12 protein-coding genes are annotated in these 15,540 nt (G+C 66.2%); all 12 read left to right on the top strand.

What is annotated here, in order from left to right; all coding sequences use genetic code 11:
- The first annotated feature begins 25 nt into the window (after positions 1-25).
- The 12 genes from CH285_RS13900 (at position 26) to aroB (ending at position 15,478) form a co-directional block, all read left to right on the top strand.
- Positions 26-2,710: a circularly permuted type 2 ATP-grasp protein gene (locus CH285_RS13900; protein ID WP_027496964.1), complete on the top strand. Its 2,685-nt coding sequence runs from the start codon at positions 26-28 to the stop codon at positions 2,708-2,710.
- Positions 2,707-3,615, top strand: a complete 909-nt coding sequence (locus CH285_RS13905; protein ID WP_032382091.1) for a transglutaminase family protein — start codon at positions 2,707-2,709, stop codon at positions 3,613-3,615. The genes CH285_RS13900 and CH285_RS13905 overlap by 4 nt, the downstream gene beginning before the upstream one ends.
- Before the next feature lie 153 nt (positions 3,616-3,768).
- Positions 3,769-4,938, top strand: a complete 1,170-nt coding sequence (locus CH285_RS13910; RefSeq protein WP_027496966.1) for a kinase — start codon at positions 3,769-3,771, stop codon at positions 4,936-4,938.
- A gap of 133 nt (positions 4,939-5,071) precedes the next feature.
- Positions 5,072-6,379: a replication-associated recombination protein A gene (locus CH285_RS13915; RefSeq protein WP_239536259.1), complete on the top strand. Its 1,308-nt coding sequence runs from the start codon at positions 5,072-5,074 to the stop codon at positions 6,377-6,379.
- 43 nt (positions 6,380-6,422) lie between these two features.
- Positions 6,423-9,092 carry an alanine--tRNA ligase gene (gene alaS, locus CH285_RS13920; RefSeq protein ID WP_094643170.1) on the top strand — a complete coding sequence of 890 codons (2,670 nt, stop codon included), beginning with the start codon at positions 6,423-6,425 and terminating at the stop codon, positions 9,090-9,092.
- A 2-nt stretch (positions 9,093-9,094) separates the two neighbouring features.
- A complete protein-coding gene (ruvX, locus tag CH285_RS13925) occupies positions 9,095-9,628 on the top strand; it encodes a Holliday junction resolvase RuvX (RefSeq protein WP_032372486.1) in 534 nt (177 codons plus the stop codon).
- Positions 9,625-11,058, top strand: coding sequence for an endolytic transglycosylase MltG (locus tag CH285_RS13930; RefSeq protein WP_094643171.1), 1,434 nt, complete (start codon positions 9,625-9,627; stop codon positions 11,056-11,058). The genes ruvX and CH285_RS13930 overlap by 4 nt, the downstream gene beginning before the upstream one ends.
- A 1-nt stretch (position 11,059) precedes the next feature.
- Positions 11,060-11,872: a shikimate dehydrogenase gene (locus CH285_RS13935; protein WP_094643172.1), complete on the top strand. Its 813-nt coding sequence runs from the start codon at positions 11,060-11,062 to the stop codon at positions 11,870-11,872.
- 144 nt (positions 11,873-12,016) lie between these two features.
- Complete coding sequence (locus tag CH285_RS13940) at positions 12,017-12,604, top strand: prepilin peptidase (RefSeq protein ID WP_094643173.1); 588 nt, start codon at positions 12,017-12,019, stop codon at positions 12,602-12,604.
- A 12-nt stretch (positions 12,605-12,616) separates the two neighbouring features.
- On the top strand, positions 12,617-13,804 hold the full coding sequence (gene aroC, locus CH285_RS13945; RefSeq protein WP_094643174.1) for a chorismate synthase: 1,188 nt from the start codon (positions 12,617-12,619) through the stop codon (positions 13,802-13,804).
- Positions 13,801-14,355: a shikimate kinase gene (locus CH285_RS13950; protein ID WP_027496974.1), complete on the top strand. Its 555-nt coding sequence runs from the start codon at positions 13,801-13,803 to the stop codon at positions 14,353-14,355. Before aroC ends, CH285_RS13950 begins: the two co-directional genes overlap by 4 nt.
- Before the next feature lie 10 nt (positions 14,356-14,365).
- Complete coding sequence (gene aroB, locus CH285_RS13955) at positions 14,366-15,478, top strand: 3-dehydroquinate synthase (protein WP_032365738.1); 1,113 nt, start codon at positions 14,366-14,368, stop codon at positions 15,476-15,478.
- The last annotated feature ends 62 nt before the right edge of the window (positions 15,479-15,540 follow it).

The raw sequence follows: 15,540 nt of genomic DNA on the forward strand, positions 1-15,540 counted from the left end.
GACCGACGGAAGGAACAACGGCTCGATGGTGCCCGTGGATACCGCTCACAGTGAGGCGGGCCGCAGCGAGACGGCGGCCGGTGCGCCCGACCCCGCGTCACCCGACCTCGTGTCACCGTGGCTCGAATATCACGGTCGACGTGAGGCCGTGACGGGTCGCAGAGATCTGTTCGACGAGATGCTCGCTGCCGACGACACGGTGCGTCCGCACTGGGCGGAGTTGGTCGACGGTATGCGCGACGCCGGCCCGGGTGCCATGCAGACGTTGCAGTCCCGGGTCAGCCGGCTGGTCGACGATCACGGAATCACGTACAACCCGATTCCGACGGGCGGCAACGAGCCCGGGCCCAGTTCCGTGCGGTGGGGATTGGACAGCGTCCCGTACGTCGTTGCAGCGGACGAATGGGATCGGCTCGAAGCGGGGCTGGTTCAACGTTCGCAACTGCTCGACGCCATCCTGACCGACATCTACGGTGCGCAGGAGACAGTCCGGCGCGGTCTGATTCCGCCCGAGCTGATCTTCGGCAACCCCGGCTATCTTCGACCGGCGCACGCCATCACCGTCCCGGGTCCGCATCAGTTGTTCATGCACGCAGCCGACATCGCGCGCGGGTCCGACGGCCGGTTCTCGGTCGTTGCGGATCGCACTCAGGCACCGTCCGGGGTGGGGTATGCGCTGGCCGATCGGCGAGTGATGTCGCGGGCGATGCCGGAGCTGTTCCAGGCGAGCAATCCGAGGCCGCTGTCGACGTTCGCTCGGGCGATGCGCTTAGCGCTGCGTGACGCTGCACCCGCGTCCGCCGAGGATCCTGTCGTGGTGGTGTTGACGCCGGGGTCGCATTCCGAGACGGCGTTCGATCAGGCTTATCTGGCAACGGTTCTGGGCTTCCCGCTCGTCGAGAACGCCGATCTGGTGGTGCGGGACGGGTGTTTGTGGATGCGTTCGCTCGGCACACTGCGACGGGTGGACGTGGTGTTACGACGCGTCGACGCCGAGTTCGTTGACCCGCTCGATCTGCGTCCGGATTCGCATCTGGGTGTGGTCGGTCTGGTCGAGGTCCTGCGGCGCGGTGCGGTGAGCGTGGTCAACACTCTCGGTAGCGGAGTCCTCGAGAATCCCGCACTGACACCGTTGCTGCCGGCTCTGAGCCGGGCTCTGCTGGATGAGGATCTGACTCTCGATTCGGTCCCCACCTATTGGGGTGGTGATCCGATCGCACTCTCGCACATGCGAACTCGCTTCCGATCGCTGGTATTGAGATCCACCGTGTCCCGACGCGCGGTCGTGGGTCACGATCTCACCGAGCAGGCGGCCCGGGCGCTGTGGGACGAGGTCGAGGCAGCTCCGTGGAAATGGACCGGTCAGGAAGTGCCGGAGTTCTCGCTGGCTCCGGTGGGTTCGTCGTGGGGCAGCGGGTCGGGGGAGCAGTTGGCGGTTGCTCCGGCCCAGGTCGGAATGCGCTTGTTCACCGTCGCGCAGCGGGTCGGCTACACCCCGATGCGAGGCGGTCTGGGTCAGGTCATGATCACGGCGCCGGTCACCGAACCACTGATCACCGTCGCCTCCAAGGACGTGTGGGTCAAGTCGGTGGAGAGGGTCACTCCGGCCGATTCTGCTCCGCACACCCCGCCTGCCACGGTGGAGGAGTTGCCGCAGTACGCCGCGTCCAACGTCGAGGTGGTCAGTTCCCCGCGTGTGCTGGGCGATCTCTTCTGGTTCGGTCGGTACAGCGAACGCGCGGAGGACATGACACGTCTGCTCATCGCCGCCCGGGAGCGGGATCAGGACTATCGCTCGATGCCGTGGCTCGACGGCAGCGACAGCCTGCCGCTTCTGCTGGAAGCGGTCACGAAGGTATCGCGCACGGGACCGGGATTCCTGGACGAGACGATCCGCGCCGATGCGATGGCCGAAATGCGTTCGCTGATGCTCTCGGTGGAGCGCCTCGGTTCACTGGCGCAGTCGGTCGATCGGATGCAACAGGCAGCTCGTGCGGTGCGCGATCAACTCTCGAACGACACCTGGGCAGTGCTCGCTCGCATCGACACCGCGCTCGATGAGTTGGGCGAGTCGGCCGTCAACAACGGTGCCCAGCTGGCTGCATCGCAATCGAGCGTGCTGCGCGGTCTGCTCGCGCTGTCCGGACTGGCGTCGGAGTCGATGGTTCGCGACGCCGGTTGGTACCTGATGGACGCGGGCAAGCGAATAGAGCGGGGATTGCAACTGACAGCGTTGCTGTCAGCGACTCTGAGTCACGCCCTGACGCCGTCCACCGAACAGGCGGTCATCGATTCGGTGCTGTCTGCGGCAGAGTCCTCGGTGATCTATCGCCGACGCAACAGTGGTCGTGCACGGCCGGCTGCAGTTGCGCAGCTCCTGCTGTTCGACGCCGGCAACCCTCGCGCACTGGTGTACCAACTCGACCGCCTTCGTGACGACCTCGGGGCGCTACCGGATGCGTCCGGTAGCTCGCGGCCCGAACAACTCGTCGAGCAGATGCGGGTTCGGTTGCGGCGCGTCGACCCGGGTGATCTGGAGTCGGTCGACGCCACCGGGCGGCGGGTGGAACTGATCGAGCTCGTGGACGGTATTCACGATTCGCTCGAAGAACTGTCCCGAGTTGTTCTCGCGACGCACATGTCGCTGCCGGGCGGTACCCAGCCGCTGTGGGGCAGCGTCGGTGCGCGGATCGGAAGCGGGGCACGATGACGAGTCGTCGGTACCGAATCAAGCACATCACCACGTACACCTACTCCGATCGCGTCACGTCGTCCTACGGGCGAGGATTTCTCGCGCCGCGGGACATGGACGGGCAGCACTGCGTCGAGAAGTCGGTCACGGTGGAGCCGCCACCCACCGATCAATCGTTCGGCGTCGATGTCTACGGCAACGAAGACGTGTACTTCCACGTGACCAACGATCACGAGAAGCTGGTCGTCACGGCGGATTCGCTCGTCGAGGTGTACCCGCGGCCGGTGGACGAGACCACGTCGTGGCCTGCGACTGCCCCGTGGGAATCGGCCCGGATGGCCATGTTCGACCCCACCAGGACCGATGCAGCGGAGTCGGCACGTTCATCGGCGGTGGAGTTCGCCCTCGATCTGCCGACGCCGGAGATCACGGACGAGGTGCGAGCGTACGCCGCGCCCAGTTTCACGCCGGGGCGTCCGCTCGCGGACGTCATCGTCGATCTGACGCACCGGATCTTCACCGACTTTCGGTATCTGTCCGGGTCCACGACGGTATCGACCACCGTGGTCGACGTCCTCGCCGCACGCTCGGGGGTCTGTCAGGACTTCGCTCGGTTGGCCATCGCCTGTCTGCGGTCGCAGGGGTTGGCGGCACGGTACGTGTCGGGCTATCTCGCCACGGAACCGCCACCGGGCAAGGAACGCATGATCGGTGTCGATGCGACCCATGCGTGGGCCGCGGTGTGGATGCCCGACGACCGCTGGCTGGCCTTCGATCCGACCAATGATCAGCTGGTCGACGAGCGGTACGCGACGGTCGCCTGGGGCCGCGACTATGCCGACGTTCCGCCGTTGCGCGGGGTCATCTACACCGAGGCCGAGAAGAGCACGATCGCGGTGTCGGTCGACGTTGCACCAATGTAATTCGCGCTGCATACTTTGGTGGCTTCGGGGTAACCGGCCAGCTGGTCGGGTCTACGAATGGGATCTCGAAAGCCGCAAAACGGACAATCGTGTCTCTTTCGTAGCCGGCGACACGGCACAGTACGACGTAGCGAACAGGTAGCTTGGACAACGATGACCGCAACACTTGCAGACCCTGTATCCGAGGTAGTGGCAGCAGCCCAGCGACTACTGACCAAGCGCACCGGGGCACCGGTGACGCTGATCGATCCCGTCGACCTCGGGGGTAGTGGCCAAGCCATCGTGTTGCGAGTGAAGGTGTCCGAGAATCCTTTTCAGCTTCCGCGAACCCTTGTCATCAAGCAGGTGCGCGATCTTCCCGGAGAATCGGAGCTGCATTCCGAGCTCACCGATGTCGCCGGGTCGAGTGCATTTCTACGCGAGGCCGCCTCGTACCAGTTCGCGAATGCGCTGGCCACCGACAGCAGGCCGGGGCCGGAGCTGCACGCCTACGATCTCGATGCTCGGCTGTTGATTCTGAGCGACCTCGGTGACGCCAGTGCGATCCCCACGCTGCTGCGCAGTTCCGATGCATCGATGGTCACCAACTCGTTGATGGCCATGGCTCAGGCGCTCGGGCGCATGCATGCGGCAACCGTGGGCCGTGAGGACGATTTCGCAGCATTGCTTCGGCGGGTCGGCCAGCCCGACTCGGCAGACGGAATTTCCGCGCAGATACCCGACGCCCTCGCCGCGGTACCCGGCATGTTGACCGGATTGCTCGGAGTAGGGGCACCACCGGACGTCCTTCTCGAACGGGTCTCGCGCAGCGGACGGCTGTTCGCTCACGGGGCGTTCCGTGCCTTCAGCCCGTCGGATCTGTGTCCCGACAACATCATCGTCAACGACGAAGGCGTTCGATTCCTCGACTACGAGTGGGGCGGTTTTCGAGACGCCACTCTCGACATCACGTACGCGTTGGCGTCGTTCCCGGGGTGTTTGTGCAGTTTCGAGCTCTCGCACGATCGGGAGCAGGCCATGATCGACGCGTGGCGTTCGGAGGTCGTCGGCATCTGGCCTGCACTGGCGGACGACCACGTGCTGGCGACCAAGCTGCTCGACGCGAGGTTGATCTGGGTGTGGCTGACCACGTACTGGTTCCTACCCGACGATCACACTCGAATTGCCGCGGCGCGCGCACACCAGCTGTCGGTACCGCGGTCGCAGGCGCTGATTTCGCGGTGGTCGGTGCTCCAGGACAGCGCAGTGCGTTCGGGAGAGCCCGATATCGCCGACTACGCCGAGTCGGTCGTGTCCGCTCTGCGCGCGAAGCGGGACCGCTGAGCGCGAACGCGTTCGCCTTTCGTACCGTCGAATCGGTAGCGTTCGACCGGTGAGCGGCGGTTTCGGAAGTGACATCTCGGACGACGAGTCGGACGGCGACGGATTGTTCGATCCGCCCGCGGCACCGGATCCGATGATCGACGAGCCGCGTCCTACTTCCACGTACACGCGACCCGACGCACCGCTCGCTGTACGCATGCGACCGACGACGCTCGACGAGGTCGTCGGACAGTCTCATCTGCTGGCACCCGGCGCACCGTTGCGTCGTCTAGTCGAGGGATCCGGAGCGTCCTCGGTGATGCTGTACGGCCCGCCCGGAACAGGAAAAACCACGCTGGCGTCGTTGATCTCGGGGGCGACCGGTCGCAAGTTCGAGGCGTTGTCCGCCCTGTCGGCCGGGGTCAAGGAAGTGCGCAACGTCATCGAACTCGCGCGCCGCCGGCTGTTGTCCGGTGAGCAGACCGTGTTGTTCATCGACGAGGTCCACCGTTTCTCCAAGACCCAGCAGGACGCACTGCTCGCCGCCGTCGAGAACCGAATCGTGTTGCTCGTGGCCGCCACGACGGAGAATCCGTCCTTTTCGGTGGTGTCACCATTGCTGTCGAGATCGCTGGTGCTGCAATTGCAGCCGCTCGGCTCCGAGGACATCGAACTGTTGCTGACCCGTGCGGCCAACGATCCCCGAGGCCTGGACGGTGCGGTGACCATCGCCGAGGACGCAATGGATCACCTGGTGCGGCTCGCGGCCGGTGACGCCCGCCGAGCGTTGACGGCCCTCGAGGCGGCAGCGGGCGCCGCAACCGACGGAACGCTGGACCTCGCGACGGTCGAGGCCAGTGTCGACAAGGCCGCGGTGCGCTACGACCGTGACGGCGACCAGCACTACGACGTCATCAGTGCGTTCATCAAGTCGATCAGGGGATCCGACGTCGATGCCGCACTTCATTACCTCGCACGCATGATCACCGCGGGGGAGGACGCCCGCTTCATCGCGCGGCGGCTCGTCGTCCATGCGAGCGAGGACATCGGGATGGCCGATCCCACCGCACTGCAGACGGCCACCGCCGCGGCGAGTGCCGTGCAGATGATCGGGATGCCGGAGGCGCGACTGGCGCTGGCGCAGGCAACCATTCACCTGGCGACAGCGCCCAAGTCCGGTGCCGTGATCGGCGCACTCGGAGCGGCCATGGCCGACGTCGCCGCAGGCAAGTCCGGATCGGTGCCGCCGCATCTACGCGACGGTCACTACAAGGGTGCTCAGGGGTTGGGCAACGCGGTCGGATACAAATACCCGCACAGCAGTCCGGGTGGCGTGCTGGGGCAGCAGTATCCGCCCGACGAACTGGTCGGCGTGAACTACTACGAACCCACCGAACACGGTGCAGAGCGCGAAATAGCGACCCGGGTGGGCAAACTCCGTCGCATCATCCGAGGCCGATAGGCCCTCGAATCGGCACAGGGTCTGACGACGCTAACCTGTATCAGTGCAGACCCATGAGATCCGCAGGCGTTTCCTCGACCATTTCGTCAAGGCGGGACACACCGAAGTACCCAGTGCGTCGTTGATCCTCGACGATCCGAACCTGCTGTTCGTCAATGCGGGCATGGTTCCCTTCGTGCCGTTCTTCCTTGGGCAGCAGACGCCGCCGTACAAGACGGCGACGAGCGTCCAGAAGTGCGTGCGCACCCTCGACATCGAGAACGTCGGTATCACCACTCGGCACAACACGTTCTTCCAGATGGCCGGAAACTTCTCGTTCGGCGATTACTTCAAGCGCGACGCGATCAAGCATGCCTGGACCCTGCTGACCGACAGCGTCGAAGACGGCGGGTACGGGTTCGATCCCGAGCGGATCTGGGCCACGGCCTACCTCGACGACGACGAGGCGATCGAGCTGTGGAAGGAGATCGCCGGTCTGCCCGACGAACGCATCCAGCGTCGTGGAATGGCCGACAACTACTGGTCCATGGGAATCCCCGGACCCTGTGGGCCCTGCTCGGAGATCTACTACGACCGAGGCCCTGAGTTCGGCGCCGAAGGCGGCCCCGAAGCCGACGAGGACCGGTACATCGAAATCTGGAACCTCGTCTTCATGCAGAACGAACGCGGCCAAGGCATCAGCAAGGACGATTTCGAGATCCTCGGCCCACTGCCGAAGAAGAACATCGACACCGGCATGGGCGTCGAGCGCGTGGCATTCCTGCTCCAAGGCGTCGACAACGTGTACGAGACCGATCTCGTGCGGCCGGTCATCGCCAAGGCAGAGGAGCTGTCGGGTCGGACCTACGGCAGTAACCACGACGACGACGTCCGCTTCCGCGTCATCGCCGACCACGCGCGCACCGCTGCATTGCTGATCTCCGATGGAGTCAATCCCGGCAACGACGGCCGCGGCTACGTGCTTCGGCGCCTGCTGCGTCGCATCGTCCGATCCGCGCGTCTCCTCGGCGCACCCGACGAGACGATGGCGCAGTTCATCACCGTCGTCCGCGACACCATGGCCGAGTCGTACCCCAACCTGGTCACGGACTTCGATCGCATCCTCACCGTCGCAGTGGGGGAGGAGACCGCCTTCCTCAAGACCCTGACGTCGGGGTCGCGGCTGTTCGAGGGTGCCGCGGAGGCCGTCAAGGCGTCGGGCGCGAAGAAGATCGGCGGTGCCGAAGCCTTTGCGCTGCACGACACCTACGGGTTCCCGATCGACCTGACGCTCGAAATGGCCGCCGAGGCCGGACTGTCCGTGGACGAAGACGGATTCCGCTCGTTGATGGCCGAGCAACGCACTCGCGCCAAAGAGGACGCCCGCGCGCGCAAGCATGCACACGCCGACCTCACCGTCTACAAGGATTTCGTCGACGGTTCGCCGACCGAGTTCACCGGGTTCGACGAACTCGGTTCCGAGGCAACGGTTCTCGCGTTGATCTCCAACGGCGTTCGGGTTCCGACCGCGGTCGCCGGCGAGAGCGTGGAGATCATCCTCGACCGCAGCCCGCTGTACGCGGAATCCGGTGGTCAGATCGCCGACATCGGCACCATCACCGCACCCGGCCTGACCGTCAAGGTCAACGATGTGCAGAAGATCGCCAAGAAGGTATGGACCCACAAGTCCGTGGTCGACGCCGGCCAGATCACCGAGGGCGACACGGTGCACGTCGACGTCGACCACGCCTGGCGCAAGGGCGCCACCCAAGGGCACTCGGGCACGCACATGGTCCACGCTGCACTGCGCCAGGTGCTCGGACCCAATGCGACGCAGGCAGGCTCGCTGAACAAGCCGGGGTACCTGCGATTCGACTTCTCCTGGCAGGGCTCGCTGTCCGAGGCGCAGCGCGACGACATCGAGAATGTCTCCAACGATGCGGTCGGCTCGGACTACGAGGTCAACACCCTCGTCACCGACCTCGACAGCGCCAAGAAGATGGGGGCAATGGCGCTGTTCGGCGAGAACTACGGCGACGAGGTCCGCGTGGTCGAGATCGGCGGGCCGTTCTCGATGGAACTGTGCGGTGGCACTCACGTCCAACACTCGTCGCAGATCGGTCCGGTCACCATCCTCGGCGAATCCTCGGTCGGCTCGGGAGTACGCCGCGTCGAAGCCTTCGTCGGCCTCGACTCGTACCGCTACCTGGCGAAGGAACGCGCGCTGTTGGCCGGCGTCGCGTCGTCGTTGAAGGTCCCGTCCGAGGAGGTGCCGGCGCGCATCGAGAACCTGGTGGAGCGTCTTCGGGTCGCCGAGAAGGAACTGGAGTCGGTCAAGGCCGCGGCCGTACTGGCCTCGGCGGGAGAGTACGTCGGTAAGGCCGAACGGTTCGGTGACGTGCGAGCAGTCGTCGCGCAGGCACCCGACGGCGTCGGCGGGAACGACCTGCGCACGCTGGCCACCGACATCCGCGGCCGACTCGGGACGGATCCGGCCGTGGTCGTGCTGTTCGGCACGGTCGGTGGCAAGGTCCCGTTCGTGGTCTCGGTGAACAAGGCCGCCCAGGAGACCGGAATCGCGGCCGGCGAGCTGGTCGCGTCGTTCGGCCCGAGCATCGGTGGCCGAGGTGGTGGCAAGCCCGAACTCGCCCAGGGATCGGGCTCGGATGTCGCGGGCATCGCCGCAGGGATCGACGCCGCTCGGGCGCGATTGACCGAACTCACCACCCACTGACGATCGTGCCGACTCAGGGGCGAGGCCCCGATCGACCCGGCGTCGACGATCCGGGCCGCGGCAGACGCATCGGCATCGACGTCGGGAGCGTTCGCATCGGCATCGCGTCGTCCGACCCCGACGGCGTCCTCGCGACGCCCGTCGAAACGGTGCCGCGGTCCAAGGTCAAGGGACCCGATGCGCCGGACGTCGTCCGGGTGGCGGAGATCATTGCCGAGTACGAGGCCGTCGAGGTCGTCATCGGACTGCCTCGCACGTTGCGCGGTGAACGTGGAAGTGCAGTCGACGCGGCGGAGAGATTCGGCCGTTCTCTGCACAGGCGGTTGGGCGGCGTGCCGATTCGCATGGCCGACGAGAGACTGACTACGGTGAGCGCGTCGCGTGCCTTACGGGAGAGTGGTGTGCGCGCGAAGGATCAGCGATCGGTCATCGACCAGGCCGCCGCGGTAGCGATACTGCAGGGTTGGCTCGACGAACGACGGGCCGCGGCGCACCGAGCAACGACGAATTCAGGATCGACGGAGGTCGACGAGTGAGCAACCATGGGTCCGATGATCGGGGTCGACGGCGGGTGGCCCCGGACGAGGCCCACACCGATCCGATCGGGTATCGCGTGGACGAGGGCAGTGAGTTCCACCGGAGTATGAATCGGTCCCGGCCACCGCAACGCAGTGAACCGCATACGCAGGGCACCCGTCGTGCGGACCGCGAGGCCGGCGGTGGCCCGGCAGTCGACCCGGATGCCGGAGCGATGCCGCAGGCCGTGGGTCGGAGCCGCGCCGCCGGTCGCAGGGAACGCGCCGCGTCCAGCCGGAAGCGTCGTGGCCGAGTCGTCGCCCTGGTTCTCGGGCTGCTGTTGGTCGTCGCCGTGGCAGGAGGGGGGTACTTCGCAGTGAACAAGTTCGGGAATCGAACGACACCGAACGAGGACTTCGCGGCCGGTTCGTCCGGTGACGGAGTTGTGATTCAGGTCCATCCCAACGACACCGCCCAGCAAATCGGTACCGAGGCTGCGGACAAGGGCGTGGTGGCGAGTTCCGGAGCGTTCCTCGAAGCTGCGCTGCAGAACAATGCGATCACGTCGGTCCAGCCGGGTTTCTACCTGCTCACCAGCGGTGTTCCGGCTTCCCGCGCGGTCGAGGAGCTGGTGAATCCTGCCTCGCGGGTGGGAAACATGGTCATCTCGGAGGGGCGTCAACTGCACGACGCGAGAGACGTGAACACCGGTTCGGTCAAGAAGGGGATCTACACGCTGATCTCCGAGGCCAGCTGCGTGGATCGGACCGGCAGTGGCAGTCCGACGTGCATCAGCTACGACGATCTCAACGCAGCAGGAGCAGTCGACGATCCGGCGGCCCTGGGAGTGCCGCAGTGGGCAACCGACCGCGTCGAGGGCGTGCCGGACCGAGACCGCCAGCTCGAAGGTCTGATCGCCGCCGGAACGTGGGACTTCGATCCCAGCGCCGCTCCTGCGGACATCCTGAAACAACTGGTGTCCGAGAGCGCCACCCGGTACGAGGACACCGGAATCCTCACCGCGGGCAGCAACTCCGGACTGACCCCGTACGACACACTCGTCGCGGCATCGTTGGTGGAGCGTGAATCCCTGCCACAGGACTTCAGCAAAGTGGCGCGGGTGATCCTCAACCGTCTCGCGGTGCCGCAGAAGCTCGAATTCGACTCGACGGTGAACTACTCGCTCGACACCACCGAGGTGGCCACCACCGACGCCGATCGCGCCACGGTGACGCCCTGGAACACCTATGCCAGCGAAGGGTTGCCCGCCACTCCGATCTCGTCCCCGAGCATCGGTGCGGTACAGGCCGTCGAGATGCCGGCCGACGGAGACTGGCTGTACTTCGTGACCATCAACCAGGCTGGGGAGACGCTGTTCACCCGCAGTTACGACGAGCACCTGGCCAACATCGGCAAGGTGGAAGCCGGATTCCTCGACAGCGGCCGCTGACATGCGTGCCGCCGTACTCGGCAGCCCGATCGAGCACTCGAAGTCACCGGTGCTCCATCGGGCGGCCTACCGCGCCCTCGGCCTCGACGAGTGGACCTACGACCGTATCGAGTGCACTGCCGAGCAACTTCCCGGACTGGTCGACGTTTTCGGGCCGGATTGGGTCGGCGTGTCGGTGACGATGCCCGGCAAAGTCGCTGCTCTGACGTACGCGTCGGAACGTACCGAACGCGCCGTCCTGGCCGGGTCGGCCAACACTCTGCTGCGGACGGCGTCGGGATGGCGGGCGGACTGCACGGACGTGGACGGCGTCGTCGGCGCACTGCGAGATGCTCGAATCGACGATCTGACCGGTGCCGCCGTGACGGTGGTGGGTGCAGGAGGTACGTCGAGACCCGCGATCGTGGCACTGGCAACACTGGGTGCCGCGTCGGTCACGGTGGTTGCTCGATCGGCCGATCGTGCGACGGCCACTCTCGAGTGCGCGGTGGCCGCCGGGCTCCGCGCCGACTTCGCGCAGTTGAGCGATCCCGGGCTCGCCGACGTCGCAGCGGCGTCGGCCGTGCTGGTCAGCACCGTCCCCGCAGCCGGAGTTGCCCCCTTCGCGGCCGCTCTCGGCCGGGCACCCGTCGTACTCGATGCGATCTACGACCCCTGGCCGACCGCACTCGCCGCTGCGGTCGACGACGCCGGCGGAACGGTCATCAGCGGACTGTCGATGCTGCTCAACCAGGCCTACGGGCAGGTAGAGCAATTCACCGGTATGCCGGCACCCCGATCGGCCATGCGAGAGGCGCTCGGCGTCGTTCGGTAGCCGCGTTCTTTTGTCGGCCGACTGGCAACCTCCGTCGGCACCCGTCGATCATCGGCTGTACACAGGGCGGCGGTTGTCCACAGGTCTTTTCGTGACCTGGACTGTGCGCGCAACTCGGTTCGTCTCGGTGCGACGCTTCGAGCCATGTGGAGTCTGGGTGTTGCCGTCACGGTCGGTGCGGTCGCCGGTGTGGTGCTGCGCGTCGTGTTGCGTCGATGGGAGCCGCGTCTTCTACCGGCGCTGTGTGTCCTCGGATCCGGGTGGGCGTGGTGGCGGTTCGGGGAGAGCCCGGATGCCGCGTCGTGGGGGCTGATCACCTGGTGCGTACTGACGTGGTGGTTCGCAGCGCTGATCGCTGTCGACCTGCGGTGTCGCCGGCTGCCGAACGTGTTGACCGTTCCCGGTGCGGTCGTGGTTCCGGCAGTGCTGGTGGTGACGGGTTCGGCTCAGGCTCTGCTGGGCGGCGGGCTGCTGTTCGGCATCTACCTCGTGGTTCATCTCGGTGCGCCGAGGGCGTTCGGCGCGGGTGACGTCAAGCTCGCCTGGTCGGTGGGTTCGATCGCTTGCCTGGGCGGTACAGCCGGGTGGACCGTCGCGGCGTTGTCGGCGCCGGTGGCCACAGCCGTGGTGGGGTCGATCGCGGCGGCCTGCGGATACCCCGGTTCGCGCATCGCGCACGGGCCGTCGATGTGCGCGGCCACCCTGCTGGCAGTTGCGGCGGCCACGGCGTGAAAAGATGTTCGAGTGCTGCGCTGGATAACTGCCGGAGAATCCCACGGACCCGCTCTCGTCGCCATCCTCGAAGGAATGGTCGCGGGAGTCGAGGTGACCTCGAACGACATTGCTCGCCAACTCGCTCGCCGTCGCCTCGGTTACGGCCGCGGTGCTCGCATGAAGTTCGAAGCGGACAAGGTGACCCTCACGGGCGGCGTTCGTCACGGCCGGACCATGGGCGGGCCGGTGGCGATCGAGGTCGGCAACACCGAATGGCCGAAGTGGGAACAGGTGATGTCGGCCGACCCCGTCGACGAGGCCGTCCTCGCCGATCTGGCCCGCAACTCTCCACTGACTCGACCACGACCCGGGCATGCCGACTTCTCCGGGATGCTCAAGTACGGCTTCGACGACGCACGTCCGGTGCTCGAGCGTGCCAGTGCGCGAGAGACCGCGGCGCGGGTGGCGATCGGAACGGTCGCGCGGCTGTTCCTGAAGCAGGCGTTCGGCATCGACGTCGTTTCGCACGTGATCTCCATCGGTGCCTCGGATCCCTACGTCGGCCCGCCGCCCGCGGGCGCGGACATCGATGCCATCGACGAGTCTCCGGTGCGGGCCTTCGACAAGGCCGCCGAGGAGTCCATGATCGCCGAGATCGAAGCCGCCAAGAAAGACGGCGACACCCTCGGCGGCATCGTCGAGGTCGTCGTGCACGGACTGCCGGTCGGCCTCGGCTCGTTCGTCTCGGGTGAACGCAAGCTCGACGCCAGACTGGCGGCTGCGCTGATGGGCATCCAGGCGATCAAGGGTGTCGAGGTGGGCGACGGTTTCGAGACCGCGCGCCGACGCGGCAGTGTCGCACACGACGAGATCAAGCCGGGGCCAGACGGAGTTCTCCGCTCGACGAACCGTGCGGGCGGGATCGAAGGCGGAATGACCAACGGTGAGGCTCTGCGGGTGCGTGCCGCGATGAAGCCCATCTCCACGGTTCCCCGCGCCCTGTCGACGGTGGACATGTCGACCGGCGACGAAGCGGTCGCCATCCACCAGCGCTCGGACGTATGCGCTGTTCCGGCCGCCGGGGTCGTGGCAGAGACGATGGTTGCCCTCGTGCTCGCGCAGGCAGCGTTGGAGAAGTTCGGTGGGGATTCGCTGGCGGAGACGACGAGCAACGTCGACCACTACGTGAAGGGCACCGCCGCCCGACCTCCGCGATGAGCCCGTACGCGGTCCTCGTCGGACCGCCGGGTGCAGGAAAATCGACCATCGGACGGCGACTGGCCCAGGCGTTGAATCTGGATCTGTTCGATACCGACGTGGCCATCGAACGAAAAACCGGGCGAACCATTGCGGATATCTTCTCGCACGACGGTGAGCCTGCATTTCGCGAGATCGAAGAGCGGATCGTCGCCGATGCCCTCGCCTCGCACGACGGCATTCTTTCCCTCGGCGGCGGAGCCGTGTTGTCGGCTGCAACCCGAAAGCTGCTCGCCGCGCACACTGTGGTCTATCTGGAAATCAGTGTGTCGGAGGGGCTTCGGCGAACTGGGGCCAACACGTCTCGGCCACTGCTCGCGGGCCCGGACCCGCGCGCCAAGTACCAGGAATTGATGCGTCACCGCCGCCCCCTCTATCGCTCGGTTGCCACCGTGCGAGTGCGGACGGACAGTCGTAGTCCGGCCCGAGTCGTGAATCAGTTGGTGGCCAAGCTCACTGCTCTCGCACCGGTGCCCGTTCGCGAAGTGAACGACGAAACCCCCAGTAGATGAAGGTGATTCGATGACAGAGCCCGTACGCGTCCAGGTCGAGAGTGCCAACCCTTACCCGGTGATCATCGGCCGAGGCCTGTTGACGGACCTCGTCGACGAGCTCGCCGGAACCGCGACGGTCGCGATCTTCCATCAGCCACCCCTGGCCGAGACGGCCGAAGCAGTGCGAGCAGCGTTGGCGGACAAGGGGATCGATGCACACCGCATCGAAATTCCGGACGCCGAGGACGGCAAGGACCTCGCGGTCGCCGGATTCTGCTGGGAGGTGCTGGGACGCATCGGCCTGACCAGAAGTGACGCCATCGTCTCGCTCGGCGGCGGCGCGGCCACCGATCTCGCCGGTTTCGTTGCGGCGACGTGGATGCGCGGCGTTCGAATCGTCCACGTTCCGACGACTCTGCTGGCCATGGTCGACGCCGCCGTCGGTGGAAAGACCGGAATCAACACCGATGCCGGCAAGAACCTGGTCGGCTCGTTCCACGAACCGGCCGCGGTGCTGGTCGACCTCGCGACACTCGAGACAGTGCCGAAGAACGAGATCGTGTCGGGCCTGGCCGAGGTGATCAAAACCGGCTTCATCGCCGACCCGGTGATTCTGGACATCATCGAATCAGACCCCGCTGCGGCGCTCGATCCGACCGGCGACGTACTGCCGGAGCTCATCAGACGGTCCGTGGAAGTCAAGGCCAGGGTCGTGGCCGCCGATCTGCGGGAATCGAATCTACGGGAGATCCTGAACTACGGGCACACCCTCGCCCACGCCATCGAGCGACGCGAGCAGTATCGCTGGCGGCACGGAGCCGCGGTGTCGGTCGGGCTCGTGTTCGCCGCCGAGCTCGGTCGTCTGGCGGGCCGGCTCGACGACGCGACCGCGGACCGCCATCGGGCGATTCTCGAATCGGTCGGTCTGCCGGTGACCTACGACGAGCACGCGTTCGCGGATCTGCTCAAGGGAATGCAGACGGACAAGAAGAACCGCGCAGGCCTGCTTCGATTCGTCGTCCTGGACGGATTGGCCAAGCCCGGTCGACTCGAGGGCCCGGACCCGGCTCTGCTCGTCGCGGCTTTCTCGGCTGTGGGGCGCGAGGCTCCGGCGGCCGGTGGTTCCGCCATCATGTTGTAGATCCAGGTGTTGTACGCCTGCCACACGCTTTGAACACACAACGGGCGGTGGTCGATGCATCG

Source organism: Rhodococcus sp. 05-2256-B1 (assembly GCF_002258465.1).
Taxonomy (GTDB): domain Bacteria; phylum Actinomycetota; class Actinomycetes; order Mycobacteriales; family Mycobacteriaceae; genus Rhodococcoides; species Rhodococcoides fascians.